General features: G+C 54.2%; 10 protein-coding genes. 2 read left to right on the forward strand and 8 right to left on the reverse strand.

The genetic code is table 11. The features are described from left to right. Positions 1–10 precede the first annotated feature (10 nt). The 8 genes from B152_RS0105135 to B152_RS0105175 all read right to left on the reverse strand — a co-directional run bounded on the left by B152_RS0105135 (position 11) and on the right by B152_RS0105175 (position 12096). Entirely contained in the window at positions 11–1141 is a 1131-nt protein-coding gene (locus tag B152_RS0105135) for a hypothetical protein (protein ID WP_020591322.1), read from the reverse strand. Beyond that, a complete protein-coding gene (locus B152_RS0105140; protein ID WP_020591323.1) occupies positions 1131–3224 on the reverse strand; it encodes a hypothetical protein in 2094 nt (697 codons plus the stop codon). The genes B152_RS0105135 and B152_RS0105140 overlap by 11 nt, the downstream gene beginning before the upstream one ends. Before the next feature lie 442 nt (positions 3225–3666). Continuing rightward, entirely contained in the window at positions 3667–4965 is a 1299-nt protein-coding gene (locus B152_RS0105150) for a hypothetical protein (protein ID WP_020591325.1), read from the reverse strand. 208 nt (positions 4966–5173) lie between these two features. Continuing rightward, entirely contained in the window at positions 5174–6448 is a 1275-nt protein-coding gene (locus B152_RS0105155; RefSeq protein ID WP_020591326.1) for a tetratricopeptide repeat protein, read from the reverse strand. Positions 6449–6566: 118 nt separating this feature from the next. After that, a complete protein-coding gene (locus tag B152_RS0105160; RefSeq protein WP_020591327.1) occupies positions 6567–7532 on the reverse strand; it encodes a bestrophin family protein in 966 nt (321 codons plus the stop codon). Positions 7533–7703: 171 nt separating this feature from the next. Next, positions 7704–8648, reverse strand: coding sequence for an alpha-E domain-containing protein (locus tag B152_RS0105165; RefSeq protein ID WP_020591328.1), 945 nt, complete (start codon positions 8646–8648; stop codon positions 7704–7706). Next, on the reverse strand, positions 8641–10107 hold the full coding sequence (locus B152_RS0105170) for a circularly permuted type 2 ATP-grasp protein (protein ID WP_020591329.1): 1467 nt from the start codon (positions 10105–10107) through the stop codon (positions 8641–8643). The genes B152_RS0105165 and B152_RS0105170 overlap by 8 nt, the downstream gene beginning before the upstream one ends. A 114-nt stretch (positions 10108–10221) precedes the next feature. Next, complete coding sequence (locus tag B152_RS0105175) at positions 10222–12096, reverse strand: class II glutamine amidotransferase (RefSeq protein WP_020591330.1); 1875 nt, start codon at positions 12094–12096, stop codon at positions 10222–10224. 105 nt (positions 12097–12201) lie between these two features. On the opposite strand from B152_RS0105175, the gene B152_RS0105180 reads away from it, so the two are divergent. After that, positions 12202–15489: a transglutaminase family protein gene (locus B152_RS0105180; RefSeq protein ID WP_020591331.1), complete on the forward strand. Its 3288-nt coding sequence runs from the start codon at positions 12202–12204 to the stop codon at positions 15487–15489. A gap of 332 nt (positions 15490–15821) precedes the next feature. Further along, positions 15822–16259: a universal stress protein gene (locus B152_RS0105185; protein WP_020591332.1), complete on the forward strand. Its 438-nt coding sequence runs from the start codon at positions 15822–15824 to the stop codon at positions 16257–16259. Positions 16260–16264 lie beyond the last annotated feature (5 nt).

Raw genomic sequence — 16264 nt, forward strand, 5'->3', positions numbered from 1 at the left:
TGAGAAGTCCCTATGGCATCATCAGGCTTTGTCGCGGGGAAAGACCAATAACCCGTCCCTCCCGGTCAAAGGCCCGGATCCGCCAGTCATAACGTGTCCCTGGATCAAGATTTTCCAGAGACAGCGTGGAAAGACTGAGCTTGAGATCACTTCCCGGAACCAGCTTGCCGGAAATCGGTGTAATCTGCCTCGCGTCGAAAATCTCCAGCTGATAGGCGCTTGCCCCCGGCAGCGGCTTCCACGAAAAGACTGTCGCAGTACTTACCGCCGTGCCGTCACCCGGTGTCAGGATCGCGAGATTTTCCTCGGGTTCTTCTGCTGTGCCTTCCAGCACAAAATAGCGCAAGATCGGTGTTTCAATTCTGCTGTCGGTATCGGCCACGACAAAGGTCACCAGATAAAGACCATTGGTCCGGGTTGGCAACGGCGGGCTGACAATCCGCGTGCGTCCCTCGCCCGAGCTGGCGAGCTGCTGACGCACCACCTGCAGCACACGTCCACCAGATGATCCCAGACTGGCTGTCGGATCAATAATCCGCCACTCCCCGCGCAACAGGCCATTGCTGCGGAAGTTCACCTCGGCAATGGCGCGGATACTCTCGTCTTTGCGCACCACATCGGTCCGGGCGTCATTTTCAAAATGCAGATCAATCCGGCGAATGCTCAAGGAACCGCCGATCCCGGGCCCGGCAAAAACCCGCAAAGTACCAAGCCCTGTCGACTGGGTATCGGTGAAGGTCCGGGTAATGGTCACGGCTCCGGCTGCCGCATCGGACACACGGCGCGCCTGTGCCGGGGTCAGGGTAATGACCTCGCTAAAGGTCAGGCTGTCACTCTGGTTAATGCCCAGGGTCGAAGAACGCGACAAATTGTTACCCAGAATGGCAATGGTCGAGCCATTTACCTTGAGCTGGGCATTGGCAGAAGAAACGTTCACTGTTGCCGCCACCGTCAGCTGGGTCCGGTTCACGGTCCAGTTCACAGAAAAGGTCGCCGCGCCTTTGGCCGGAACTGCAACCCGGGCTGGTGATGCCGTTACAGAATTGACGTTGGCCTGGACCTGCGAAGAGAACGACAAAAGGACCAGAACAGATAAAATCCCGGCCAGCAGCTGCGACGTAGCACGGGCGTTAGTAACCAAAGGCGAAGGGTGCCTTGACCCGCAAGAGCATATAGACCTGATAATCTGTTTCATTTTCTGTGCTATCTGTACTTCCATTAGTTTCCTCCATCGAACCACGGACCGCCAGAGCCAGTCCCGGACGATTGCTGCGTGGTTGAAGGAAGGTCCATTCAACCTCGCTATTGACAATGTGGCTATCAGGTGTGTCGCCACTGCCGTTCGCAAGGTTCAAATTATAATCAAGATTCAGGTCGAGTTTTTCAGGGACCAACTCTGCCGACACTCCCAATGACAGATTGGTGTTATAGCTGAGTTTGTCGCTGTCTTCCTCTTCGAATACCCCGAACTGGGTTCCGCCATAGATATCCAGCCGGTCCGATACGCTCCAGCCCGCATTGATCCCGCTCAAATGATTGACCGTATCACTGGTTTCATTGGTCTCGTCGTCAAAGCGGGCATAGCTCTGCGAGGCAGACCAGTACCAGTCACTATAGCTGGAACCTACAGTAAAGGTTACTGATTTCGACAGGCTGTCCGTATCCGGCCCCGTATAGCCGTCCGGAGTTTTCTCCCGCTCCAGCGTTGCGACAAAACCGGACAGCCCGACGTAGGGCGTGCCCAGCCATTCCATCGATCCGCTCTGCGGGTCAAAGCTGTAATTCAGGCTCGCATCCAGGCTTCGCAGGCGATCGGTCGGGGTCGAGGCCAGGTCATCAACATTGTTGGTTTCATCCAGCAGATAGAAATTGCCCGACAAGGCCCCCCAATAGATGTTGCTGTAGGCACTGTAGGCTTCCCGGTCCCCGATCAGCCCCGGATTGGCCAGACTGGCAAAGAAAGTCTCCACCCGGTCATAGCCAACACCCACATCAATCTCGAGCACATCATCAAAGACAACTGGCCCTTGCTCAAACAGGCGGTGATCGGCGGAGAGGGAAATCGCGTCACTGCCATCTTTTGGTGCTTCACCTGTTGAGCCATCCTGATCAAACAGTGCATGGGCATATTCCCCGCGCAGCCGGGTGCGCTGCTGATCAAAGCCTTTTTCCAGCACCAGTCCCCAGCCGGAACCCGTTGAAGAAGAGCCGAGATCGCCGCCTTCCCCCTCCAGACCGATGCCACCGCCATCGCCTGTGCCATCATAATAAAGGCCTGTGATTTTCAGGGCATCAATATCATCAATCCCGTCCGAGAAAGGTTTAACCGAAGCCGTCAGGCCCTTGATCCGGTCGTCGCTGTCGTTCAGCCCGGTGAAATCATTGGCCCCGGCAACCGAGCTGGTGCCAAAAGCAAAGCCCTGGGCCTCGAAACGTTCATCCAGTGTACCAAGTCGCACCGAGCTTCCCCGGCGGTAAAAATCGGAAACCAGCTGGGTCTGCAGACCGATATCATGATGACCAAGGGTCATGCCGCCTTTCATGCTGTCCCCGGTAAAATCCGCCGTGATATCATACTCGCCGATATCCGCAGGATGCCCGGTCAGGGACTGGTCAAGGTCGCTCTGGACCAGATAGTTGGCGTGGGCCCTGATGTCCCAGTTTTCCGAAGCAAAGGCGGCATTGCCATCGCCGCCGCCGGAAAGAATGTTGTCGTTGGTTTCATGACCGATGTTCTGTTGCAGGACCCGGCTGCTGAATTCTGTCAGCGTATCGGCCCGAAAGGTGGCAGAACGCAACAGGGCCTCAGCCTGGGCAATCTGCTCGGCTTCGGATGGCGCAGCAACCGAACCGGCCACGCCCGGAGCCGCACCTTCAATCTGAAAAAGCCAGCGACCTTTTTCGGTTGTCGTGCCATCCCCGCCCAGAAGCACCAGCCGCAGGAGGTGCTCCCCCCCGGCCAGAGGCTCAACCGGCTGATAGGTGAAATCGTTGTCATCCAGCGAAAGTAAGGCCGTGATATCAATACCATCCAGCTCGACCGCCAGCGTGGTCAGTGTCAGGATATCCAGATCTTCCGGCAGATCTACCCGCAAGACAGATTGTGGTGTCTCAGGCGGGACAAAATCCGCAGTCCAGTCTGCACGGGCCTCTGCACTCAAGCTGCTCAGGGTGAAAAAAAACAGCAAGGCAAACGCCAACAGACGGATTACCAGATCAGGCATGACACGCATCACCCTGCGACTTCCCGGCTGGTAAATACAGCCCTGTAATCCATAACGCCCCCCGAAGACAATTCTCTAGATCAAGCAGAGTATTAAACAGAACGTTTTTGAAAACCCTGCCTGTTGCATCGCTTTTGTAAATATAAAACTGGTCATTCTGCGCGTTTATTTTATTTATTCTCACGCTACATCCCTCTTTGCACAGTACTATAACAACCACCCGCAAACCAACTGTTTAAACAGTATCATCATTTCAGTTTGGCATTTCAGTTTGGAATTTATTCTTTCCGGATGATTTGGCCGTTACTCCAACCTAGCTCCAGGATTTATTCTCCCCAATACATCCCGGCCAATACATCCCCGTCAAACATCCAGATGCTTTCTGCAGAAGACGAAACAACGGGCCACTGTTGGCACCGTTGTTTCTCTGGCGGAAGAATGGTTATTCGGGAGCCTGAACCTGCAGACGTTTTGGTTTTGGCTGGGCTTGGATTGTATCGATGACAACCGGAGCTGGCTTGGCCGGAGAAATCGGCCGTGCAGAAGGTTTAGACGGGATCTGATAAACTTTACCACCCGCTGCAGGGTTAACCGCAATCTGTGGCGTACAGCGGTGCTTCCATGTTGCTGCTCCGAAATCTTTCCAAGCGCTCCAGCTGTTGCTGTTCTTATCCTTCACCTGGGCCCGGACTGTCAGTGCGTGATTAAAGGTCTTGTTGATTGTGTTCCAATCCGCGTTTTGATTCTGGCCTAGTTTTTCAATCAAAGGATAATCAAAATCAAAATGTGCCTGAGGCAGTTGCTCAGAGATATAAAGCATATCGGAAGAACCATACACCGAAGCACTACCATCCTTGATCTGGAAGCGAACCCATCCTGCACCGGAGCCGTTGTAATTTACACGGATTGTCGGATTACTGTCGGGCGCACACTTTCCAACATAGTTTGGCAGGTTTGGCTGGAATGTTGCCTGTGCGAGTTGCAGCGGCAGGTCCTGATTGATCTGCAAGTTTTGTCCGACCAGCCCCGGCTTCACCTTAACCGGTGCGTGGACCTCAGGGTCACCTTCATAGCGGATGCTGACCTGATAGGATTTGGTCTCGAAACCTGGTTTTGATGATCCGCTTTTTTTACACCAGCCAGCCAGAGAGATCGTCCGTGAAATCGTTACTGTCTGGTCGGCTTTGTAAAAGTCCACCTCCGTGCCGCCACCTTGCAGGTGGGCTTGAAGTTTTTTGTTGATTTCTGCAACCGGATCAAGCCGCACCGCCGGATGACCGTTTTCGATCTTGGCCAATGGCACAGAAAAGCTGTCACTTCCCCCTGCTTCGGTAATCCATTTTCCCAGACCAATCCGGGTTTTGACAGCAGGGTGGAACGTTGCTTTGTGCAAAGCGCCGCTGTCATTGATATTATCCAGTCCGCCCATACCGATAGCCCCGAAATAGATCGAGGATTTGTCAAAGTCGATACTTTTCTTGTCGCCGCATTGAACAAACCCCGAAGCCGGGATCACCAGTTCTGTGCTGTGGGTCTTCAGATTGACATTGCTGACATGTTTGTTGTTTGAAATGTTGCGAACAATAACCGGGTTCTGGGCATTGCCCGCGCCCAGGGTCAGATCCACATCCAGAACATACTCCGATGTTCCGCTGGCCGCCTGTGCTGCCGATGTGGCGAATGCCGCCGCACCCAGCGCCAGAACACTTACTCCCCATAACAGCGTTGCAATTTTTTTCATTGTTCTTCCCCTGATCTTGTTAAAGCATCACCAGACAGCAAAACACTGTCGTTACTGCTTCTGTCGAACGCGCCCCGGGGAAGGTTCAAAAAAACCGGTAAAAATTATATTTCAAGGTTCTGTCCCTTGCCCGGAAAGCTGCGTCAGGTGGCATAAACACCTGTATTGCTGTATATTTGAACCGCGATAAAAAGGGCAGGGAGAGGGCCTAAACCGGGCACACCACCGAGTTTTCCATTGCAGTTCTTGGTCGGTGCATCGCAAGCTGTCGGCGCGCTTCATCATGTCGCCCCAGCCGCATCAGTACCGCGACTGACGCATATTCGATCAAATCGCGCTGTGCCCGGCTGCCCCCAATCCGGGCGTGATCCCACAGTGCTTTGGTCAAAAGGTCGTTTGCCCTTACCCAGTTTTGACAGGCGATAGCACCAAATGCCTCTGCCAGATAACGTACGTACTCTGCCGCAGGGCCTTTTGCCTCCCTGATAATCCGTTCCAGCGCATCAGTTTTCCCTGCCATGGCATAGGCCAAGGCAGCATGAACATCGGCAAAACCAAGTCCTGGATTGGGGAATTTCTCGGCTGCATAGTCACAGACCACCAACCAGCGTGCCGGCGGAACCGTGACACCCGCCATCTCCGCCCGATAGAGAACAGCAGCCAGATCAACCATCACATTCAATGGCGGTCCCCAAGCTCCTCTGGGGTCAATGTCACGATCAACCACCCGCCACATCTCCTCTATGTCACCCCGCGCGAGTGCCCACAAAGCAATGTGCCAGGCGATGTGGCAATGCATCTGCCCCGCTTTGTCATAGCCGCGCTGCCACTCCGTGATAAAGCTGTACCCCGCCTCGGTCTGTCCTGTTTCGTAATAAAGATGAGATTGAAAGTGCGCTCCGTGAGCGTTTCGTGGATTGGCTTGCAAAGATTTACCAATGCTCTTTTCAGCCCGGTCAAACTGCCCGACCTCAACCTGGGCAAAGCCCAGAAGCCCCTGTAGCCACCAGTCATCGCCGTAGTGCGGTTCCAGTATTTCCGCCAGCGCGAGATTGTCCGCCTCCCGGCCCGGCTGTCCACTGAGCCCGATCAGGCTCAGGACCCCGAGGCATGCCTGTGCGATGAGTACATCTCGGGGGTACTTCCGCAATTGAATTCGTGCCGCCTGATACCCGGCAGCGCTCTTACCTTTAACAAGCAGGGACATAATCTCGAGGTGGCACCGCTCCTGCTCACTCAGCTCATGGCGACTTTGCTGCGCGTTCAAAAGCGCGGCTTGTGCCCCCGAGCGGTCGCCAATGACCTGACGGTACCGGGCCAGCGCCACATGCGCGAGAACAAAACCCTCATCTTCCCGAATGGCAAGAGACAGCGCCTCCTCTACACCCGGTTCGGCACCTAGAAAACGATCAAGCCCCAGGACATAGGCATCACGCGCGGCCCCGGAAGTTGTAGACAGACTATTCCCATATCGATCCTGCATTGCTCTCACCTTGGCTGGGGAAGGTGATACTAGCCCAGAATGGCTCATTTGTCTGTATTGGCTGGCGAAACGCTACAAGTACCCCTGCGTTTCAAGACGGTGGTGCCATAGCCCTGTTTCAGGAAAAATGATAACGATCCGGCTGCATCGGTTCGGGCAGATCGGTTTCGTTCAGGGTTTCCAGCAGATTGATTTCAATCGTCCGCGACATGGTGCTCAGGGCCAGATCATGGGCCGAGGTGCCAAAGGGATCCTCCAGCTCCTCCCCCAGCGCCTCCAGCCCGAAAAAGGTGTAGGCAATGATGGCCGTGATCACAGGTGTCATGCCGCCGAGCGAGGTAAAAAGGCCAAAGGGCAAGGTAAAACAATAGATATAGGCGGTGCGGTTGAGCAGGAGATTATAGGCGAAAGGCAGTGGCGTGTTATGGATACGCTCGCAGGCGGCAAGCACCTCCGACAGGGATACCAGGCGTTCTTCCAGATTGCGGGCGGATATCTCGCCAATGAACCGTTTTTGCAGCAGCTGGCTGATTTCGCCTCCCAGCAGGTTCAGAAAATAATTTGGTCTGTGCCGCACGGTATTCAACCGCTCCATATCTTGCTCCGTCAGAAACGACGCAACATCGTCCCGGCAGTCTGTGCTTCTCAAATGATGACGCAGGGCATGAGAAAAGCCGGTGCACAACAGGGTAATCCGGCGCTGATGCGCCTTGATTTCCCGGTCTCTGCTCTGCATTTCATCCGGGGACAGGGCCAAATCACCCCGATCGCGGATATAGGTCTGGGCCTGGCGGGCAATCGAACGTGTATCAATGATCAACTGACCCCAGAGCTTTCTGGCTTCCCACCAGCGTTCATAAGAGGCTCCGTTTCGAAAACCCAGAAAGATCGAGAGCGTCACCCCCAGCAGGACAAAGGGTGTTGCTGTCAGATTAGGAACACTGCCGGGAAGGTATTTACCAGCCAGAAAAACCAGTATGCCCATAAAGCCTGCAAAAAAAATCTGCGGGGCGATGCTCGGAACCACAGATCCCTGGAGCAAAAAAAACAGCTTAAAGGCATTGGGTTTTTCTCTGACAATCATCGGGCGTGACCTTGCAACGGAGAGACGAAGGCGGCAAGGTTTACGACATTCATTGCCATACGCAATTCGGAAGTTTGATATAAGAATTCCAGGATTGCGAATAGAACGCCGATTGAACCAGTCAGACAGGAATTCGGTGGTGCGCCTTTCCTTCACCCCAAGCTTTTCAGATCACTTCTTCTCAAGAGCAAAAAACGACTGATAGAGCGACTGATCAATCACATTTAAATTGAACTGGAAAGCATCGACAAACTCGTGCAGCCCCTTGTTCAGGATCACCTCATTGTCAGCTTCATCCAGCATTTTCTCCAGACGGGCAAACTCGTCGGTTACGGGTACTGTAATCTCCAGCATCTTGCTGATATCAGCGACTGACCGCGCAGCCGTACGGACGCAATAACGGATCGAGCGGGCAAAGTATTCATCCAGCACCAGAAATTGCGTGACATGACGGTAATTGGCCCGGTGATAGCGTTTACAATAAACCTCGAAACCGCTGACTGACTTGAGCACAGCCCCCCATTCAACCGTATCATAGGGCGAATCAAAATAATCAGGCGTGGGCAAAAGCAGGAAATATTTCACATCCAGCATCCGCGCCGTCTTGTCGGCCCGTTCCAGCATTTTACCCGCACGGGCAAAGTGCCAGCCCTCGCCGTGTGACATGGTGTTTTCCATCATCCCGGCAAAGAGATGATTGGTGTGATCAACAGAGATATAAAAGCTTTGCAGGTCATCAACCTTGCGTTTTCGGCTGTGTTTATCAACCAGATGATACAGCGCGTTGATCGCCTCCCACATTTCGGAGGAAATGATTTCACGCACCGTCCGGGCGTTTTCCCGCGCGGCGTGGATACAGCTGATAATCGAGTTGGGATTTTCCTCGTCAAAGGTAAGAAAGTGCACCACCTTCTTCTCGCTGTATTCCGAATAGCGGGCTGCGAAATCCGCTTCATCGCCAGAGGCCCGCACCAGCGGTTCCCACTGTGCCGTCTCGCGTTCCCAGCCCACATCAAGGATCAGACGGGCATTCACGTCAATAAAACGGGCCACGTTATCAGCCCGCTCCAGATAGCGGCTCATCCAGTAGATCGAATTGGCAACACGACTAAGCATCCAGATCAACCTCCATGGTAATCGGGCTATCCCCCAGAACCCAGGTGTCCTTGCTGCCACCGCCTTGCGAGGAATTAACCACGAGAGATCCCTTGGTCAGCGCAACCCTTGTCAGGCCACCCGGCAAAACAAAGATCGATTTCCCATAAAGAATATAAGGGCGAAAATCCACATGACGCCCTTCGATCCTGTCCCCGACGATTGTAGGGGTACGCGACAGGGCCAGGGTCGGCTGGGCGATATAATCGCGGGGGTTTTCCTGAATTTTCTTCGCAAACTCCTTGCGCTCGGCCTCGGTTGAAACTGGACCGATCAGCATGCCATAGCCCCCGGAAAGGTTGACCGCCTTGACCACCAGCTTGTCCAGATTGGCCAGCGTATAGTCGCGGTCTTTTTGATCTTCGCAGATATAGGTCGGGACATTTTTGATGATCGGTTCTTCATCAAGATAATATTTGATGATCTGCGGTACATAGGCATAGATCGCCTTGTCGTCGGCAATCCCGGTACCCGGCGCATTGGCCAGTGCAACCGTCCCCTTGCGAAAGCATTCCATAATGCCGGGAACCCCCAGCATCGAGCCCTTGTTAAAAACCTCGGGATCAAGAAAGTTGTCATCAATCCGGCGATAGATCACATCGACCTTTTCAAAACCGCGTGTGGTGCGCAACATCACCTGATCATCAATAATGGTCAGATCCGACCCCTGGGCCAGGGGAACCCCCATCTGCTGGGCCAGGAACGAATGTTCGTAGTAGGCAGAATTATAAATCCCCGGTGTCAGGACGATCACAGTGGGATTTTCAACTCCCTTGGGCGCTGCATGCCGCAGTGTTTCATAAAGATGATCGCCGTAATCCGATACAGGACGCGTCCGCATGGCCTGAAAGACGATCGGCAGGGTCCGCTTCTGGATGGTCCGGTTTTGCAGCACATAGGAAATTCCCGAAGGGCAGCGCAAATTGTCCTCCAGAACATAAAATTCGCCGTCCCCGGCCCGGACCAGGTCGGTTCCGGTGACATGGATCCAGATTTTTTTCGGCGGGGACAGCCCTCTGCACTGTTCCAGATAACATTCGGACGACAGCACCAGATCACGAGGGATAACCTTGTCCTTGAGGATCTGTTGCCCGTTATAGATATCATCGATGAAAAGATTAAGCGCCCGGATCCGCTGTTTCAGCCCCTTTTCCAGAACATCCCATTCTTTCGCAGTGACAATGCGCGGCAGGATATCAAAAGGCATGATCTTTTCCGTGCCCTTTTTATCGCCGTAAACGCTGAAGGTGATCCCCTGTTGATGCAGGGCATGTTCGGCTGCTTTTTGCCGTCGCCGCAGGTCTTTGCAGGGCAAGGCGTTGATCCGTTCGATCAGGGGCAAAGCCTCTTTGCGGGGCTGTCCGTCTTCCCCGATCAATTCATCATAAAATCCCTGGGTATCGTATCCTTCAAAATTCACAGCATACTCCCTGTCAACTATTAAAGTTAAATGGGGCAAGGCTACAAACAGCCTCCTGCTCGTCCTCATCTTAAAAAACGCTCCTGCCGGGTGACCCCGCAGACGTCATCCCTGTTACTCTGTGATCTCCTCCATTTTCACATCAACCTTGAGCGTCTCCAGCCCGCCGCCGCCTTTGTAAATTGTGCCCGAGGTCGGTGTGGCATCGCGGTAGTTGCGCCCGCAGGCCACCCGGATATGATCCTGTGCCACAGCACAGCCGTTGGTCGGATCAAATCCGCGCCAGCCGACAAAGGGCAGATAGACTTCAGCCCAGGCATGGGATGCATCTGACTGGATCTTGTTGGCATAGTTTGCCCCGGTATAGATATAGCCCATGCGATAACGTGCGGGGATGTTCAGCAGACGGGCCAGACAGATAAAAAGGTTGGCAAAGTCCTGACAGACCCCCTGGCGCGAGGTGTAGACTTCAAAAGGCGTGGTATTGAGAGACGTCGTCCCGGGAACATATTTGAAATCCCGATAGATACTGACATTCAGATCCTCGATTGTCCTGAGCAGGTGATAGTCATTGCGCTCAACAAAGCTCATGGCATATTCGGTCATCTCGGTCAGCTGTGATTCCGGCAGTTCGGAGGGCAGCAGATAGGGCATCATCATCTGGCGTTGCCAGGGCATCCAGACCATGGGAATGGTGGTCTGGCGGCGAGACAGGCCATGATCATCCGCTGGCTGGGCAAAGATCTTGACCCGGCTGATCGCCTCGACCTTGAGCTTGCTATAGGGGGCATTGATAATGCAGTGCAGGGACTGGTTGCCAAAAACATCCTCGAACTGGATTTTTTCTGCCGGAGACGAGATCGAGATCCGGGACTGCACCACTTCCTGTACCGGATCATCGGTCGGCTGCAGTCTGAAAAAATGGGTCGAATGCTCGACCGGATCTGTGTATTCATAATCTGTTGTATGGCTCACCTCGAACAGACGATACCCCAGAAGCGTCCCGTCATCAGCCCGGGTTTTTGTCCGTACGTTTGTGACATGTTCCTGTGCCTGCTCGCCCCCCATCGCTGCCATAGGATCACCCCGTCCAGGGCCGTCCTGTTGCTGGGCCTGGGGTTGAGTCTGGGGTTGATACTGTGCAGAAGGAACCCTTTGCACCGGCTGGTTTGCCACAGGCGCGCTGTCCCAGATCACGCGGGCACGACGAATTATAATCATCTGTCCGGGCTGCATCTCCACCCAGGAACCATTGGCAAAAGTCGACGAACTGACCACCAGTGCCGTACGATAGGTATCGCGCGGATCGTTCAGGATTATCTCGGCGGCGGGGGAAACATAGCTGTCCCGGTTATCCGGCGGCTGTATCCGGCTGTATGACAGCGGTTTGGGGGACTGGGTGCCGTGGAAACAGGCAATACTGTCGCCATCGGTAATGTACATATCCGAACTGCCAAGCGGATCAAACCTCATAAACCATCCATGCAGAGCCTGGGGATCAACTTCAGAAATCCGACGGGCAGCCCCGCGTTCTATCTGGGCCAGGAGCTCGCAAAAGGCCAGCTCAGAGTCCGTGTTGCCCAGTGGCTCAAGCAGACGCGACTGTTCACCATGCAGCTTGCCCAGCTCCACCTTGTCCAGATGTCCGTTGTGCATGAACAGCCAGTCCCGCCCGGCAAAACTGCGGGAAAACGGCTGGGTTTCCCGGTGGCTATAACCTGTGCTCGCCCCATGAATTTTTGAAAAGAACACTGTGGAGCGGAAGTTCGACCACTCGGTAATCGCATCAACAAGTACCTGATTACCCCGTGCCGCCGGGTCCTTTGCAACCATGGCGGACTTCCGGTCATCAGGATACCAGCCAAATCCCCAGCCGTGTGAAGGGCTGTCTTCGGTCTGGCTGGGCAGATTGATATTGATTGAAGGAGACCCTCGACCATCAAAACTGATTGCCAGAATGTCGCTCAAAAGTGGAGGAAGTGTATACACAGCAACTCCTCAAAACTGGGGTCGGCCATTAAATTCGTGCCTAATGCATGATAATAGATTAGGCTTGATTTCAAAAGACTTTTAATTTTAAAGGCTTATCTGACCATGAGTATAGTCGTTGCCCTGCACCACGTTACTCATTACCGCTATGATAAAGCTGTCACACTCGGAATGCAGACTATACGCCTGCGCCCGGCGCCACACGTCCGCTCCAACATTCAATCCTACTCCCTGAATATCCAGCCAGAACAACATTTTATCAATTGGCAACAGGACCCCTTTGGAAATTTTCTCGCCAAGATTGTATTTCCGGAAAAGATCACCGAATTCAGGATCGAGGTTGATCTGCTTAGTGAAATCCGTGTGTTTAATCCCTTCGATTTTTTTCTCGAGGACTATGCCAGGGATTTCCCCTTTGACTATGATTCCGGTCTGAAAGAAGAGCTCGCTCCCTATCTAGAGATCAAGGAAAGAGACACTGCCCTTCTGGACTGGATTGAAGAAAGTGACCGCCATTCCCGGGGTATGATCGACTTTCTTGTCGCCATCAATCAAAAGCTCAATTCCTCATTACAGTATGTCGTGCGTCTGGAACCCGGGGTTCAGAGCTGCAGCGAAACCCTGAAACTCGGCAGTGGTTCCTGTCGCGATATGGCATGGTTTCTCTGTCAGGCCCTGCGGCACCTTGGCCTGGCCACGCGTTTTGCCTCGGGTTATCTGATCCAACTGGCCGCTGACATCAAATCCCTCGACGGCCCTTCCGGCACCGAGGTTGACTTCACTGATCTGCACGCCTGGACCGAAGTTTACCTGCCCGGCGCGGGCTGGGTCGGACTGGACCCCACATCCGGGCTCTTTGCTGGTGAAGGCCATATTCCCCTGTGCTGTACACCCAGCCCGTCAAGTGCAGCCCCGGTCACAGGTACACTGGGTGATGGTGTAACAGCGACGCTTGATCACGAAATGACCGTCACCCGTATTCACGAAGCCCCCCGGGTGACCAAACCCTATAGCGAAGCCCAGTGGCAAGCCATTGACAGGCTCGGCAAGAAAATCGACCGGAAGCTTGAAAAACAGGACGTTCGCCTGACCACCGGCGGCGAGCCAACCTTTGTCTCGCTCGATGATCGTGAACACGATGTCTGGCATTACTCCGCCCTTGGCAGCACTAAAAAACAGCTTGGCAAAGATATCTTTGTCCGGTTGAGCGACCGCTTTTCTCCCGGGGGGCTGCCGATGTTCACCCAGGGGAAATGGTACCCCGGCGAGATCCTGCCGCGCTGGGCTTTACCCTGTTTCTGGCGGCGGGACGGGGAAGCGGTCTGGCAGGACAAAAGCCTGCTCGCCGATCCTGACAAACCACAAAAACACGACCTCAAGACTGCCGAAACATTTTTGACCCGATTGGCAAAGATACTCGCCATCCCGGCTGACTATATTCTCCCGGCCCGGGAAGACACACCCTATTATCTGTGGAAAGAGCACAAGCTGCCGCTGCAGGATGAAATGATGGAGGCCAGTGTCTATGACAGGGCCGAGCGCGAGCGCCTGCAAAACCTGATGGAACGGAACCTCAATGCCCCTTGCGGCTATCTATTGCCGCTACACTATTCCCATCGCCGCAAACGCTGGATCAGCAATCGCTGGCAGTTTAAAAGCCCGCATCTGGTTCTGCTGGCTGGTGACTCGCCTCTCGGCCTGCGCCTGCCGCTTGCCAGCCTGCCCTTCCCGGCAGAGGCCAGCGAAGAAATCTGTCCAGAACGCAGCCCCTTTGAGGCAGCCCCCTCCTTGCCCGCGCACGGCAAAATAAAACAAACTCTTGTTAAAAAAGCGGTCCGGCCACCAGACGACAAGATCTTTGCCAAAGATCCCAACGGCCTGATCCACACAGCCCTCTGTGCAGAAATCCGCGGCGGTGTGCTGCATCTTTTCCTGCCGCCCGTGGCCTGGATCGAACATTTTCTCGAGCTGATCGCAGCTATAGAAACCGTGGCATCAGATACAAAAATCCCGGTGGTGCTGGAAGGTTACACCCCGCCCGCCGATGCCCGGATCGCACATTTTTCCGTAACGCCTGATCCCGGTGTCATCGAAATCAATGTCCAGCCGGCAGCAAGCTGGGAAGAGCTCAAACACATCACCACCACAATTTATAAAGAGGCCCGGCTGGCGCGACTTTCAGCCGAAAAGTTCAGTCTGGATGGCCGCCGGGTTGGCACGGGCGGCGGCAATCATGTGGTCGTTGGTGCCGCGAAACCCGAAGACAGCCCCTTTCTTCGTCGTCCGGATCTGCTGCGTTCGCTGATCAGCTTCTGGCAGAACCATCCTTCGCTGTCCTATCTCTTTGCCGACCTTTACATCGGCCCGACCAGTCAGGCCCCGCGGATCGACGAAGCCCGGCACGACAGCCTCTATGAACTTGAAATTGCTTTTGGGCAAATCCCGGAAAAGGGCGACATTCCACCCTGGCTGGTTGATCGTTTGTTCCGCAATCTTCTGGTGGACCTGACGGGCAATACCCACCGGGCCGAATTCTGTATCGACAAGCTCTACAGCCCCGACAGTGACCGGGGTCGTCTCGGGCTGCTGGAAATGCGCGGCTTTGAGATGCCGCCGCACCCGCAAATGAGCCTGCTGCAGAACCTTCTGCTTCGCGCCGCGATTGCCCTGTTCTGGAAACAGCCCTATCGCAACAGGCTGGTCCGCTGGGGCACACGTCTGCACGACAAATACATGCTGCCCTATTACATTCACGAAGACTTTAACGATGTTCTCGCCACCTTCAAGACCGGGGGGTTTGATTTCTCTCCTGACTGGTTCGTTCCGTTTTTTGCCTTTCGCTTTCCCGAATGTGGCAGCAGCCGGATCGGGGATGTTCAGCTCTCACTCACGACAGCGCTGGAACCCTGGCCGGTTATGGGCGAAGAACCTGCCGGTGGCGGGGTCAGCCGTTCGGTCGATGCCACAGTCGAGCGCCTTCAGGTAACAGCCACAGGTATAATAGAAGGCCGCCATATCGTGACCTGCAATGGACGACGGGTTCCGCTTTCCCCCACCGGCGAAGCCGGAAAACAGGTCGGTGGTGTCCGCTTCAAGGCCTGGTCACAGCCTTCGAGCCTGCATCCGCGCCTGCCCATCCACGCGCCACTGGTATTTGATATTATCGACCAGCTGCACCAGCGCTCTCTTGGCGGCTGCACCTACCACGTCGCCCATCCCGGAGGCCGAAGTTACGACAGCTTTCCCGTCAATGAAAACGAGGCCGAGGGCCGCAGGCTCTCCCGCTTTGAGGCTCTGGGTCATACTGCAGGCAAAATTGCCCTGCCGCCGGAAGAACGAAATTCCGAATACCCCCACACCCTCGATCTGCGCCTCAAGGACCCGGTGCTTTAAAGCAGTGGGCTTAACTCCCCTGAATTCTGGAACAGGGCAAACCAAAATCTGTGACAAAATCTGTGAAACAAATAAATTTTCCGCATCTGGTATCGCAGTGCAAAGATCCTGTTCCAAAAATTATCCAGTGAATAAATTTTCTATTATTCAAAAGCTTAGAACACAGCCTTTTTTTGACCAGGATTAACCTTGCTCAAAAATGCAGCAAAAACACGGCGGATTTGTTGCATTTGCGAAGTTGAAAGCATTTGCAATGACCACCCTTATCCCGTGAAATAAGGCGGTTAATAATAAATTAAGCATAAAGATAAAAACCTTTAACAGGAGGTCAAATGTCTACCAAGCTTATCGTGGGGCTCGACGGCAGCGGGTCCGGGGATAGAGCGCTTGCTTACGCCAAGCGTCTCTCAAAACTGATCGGGAAATGTTCACTTGAACTGATCTATGTGATCGAGTGGTCCCCTTATTCTTTCCAGACACCCGAGGAAAATGCCAGCCGTCACAAACGGCGGGAAGAAGAAATCAAAACAGCAATGGAACGAGTGATCCAGCCTGCGTTGGATGCCCTGAAAGCCGATGGTTTCACCGCCACTGGCCGGGTCAAACACGGGGATGCAGCGGATATTCTCAATGCCGTGGCAATGGAAGAAAAAGCAGAGCAGATTGTGGTTGCCCGCTCTTCCGAAGGGGGCTTCACCAGACGGATCTTCGGCAGTGTTACTGCCAATCTGGTGATGCATGCATCCGTCCCGGTAACCGTTGTCGGCTAAAGGTG

The organism is Kiloniella laminariae DSM 19542, assembly GCF_000374005.1.
Taxonomy (GTDB): Bacteria; Pseudomonadota; Alphaproteobacteria; order Kiloniellales; family Kiloniellaceae; genus Kiloniella; species Kiloniella laminariae.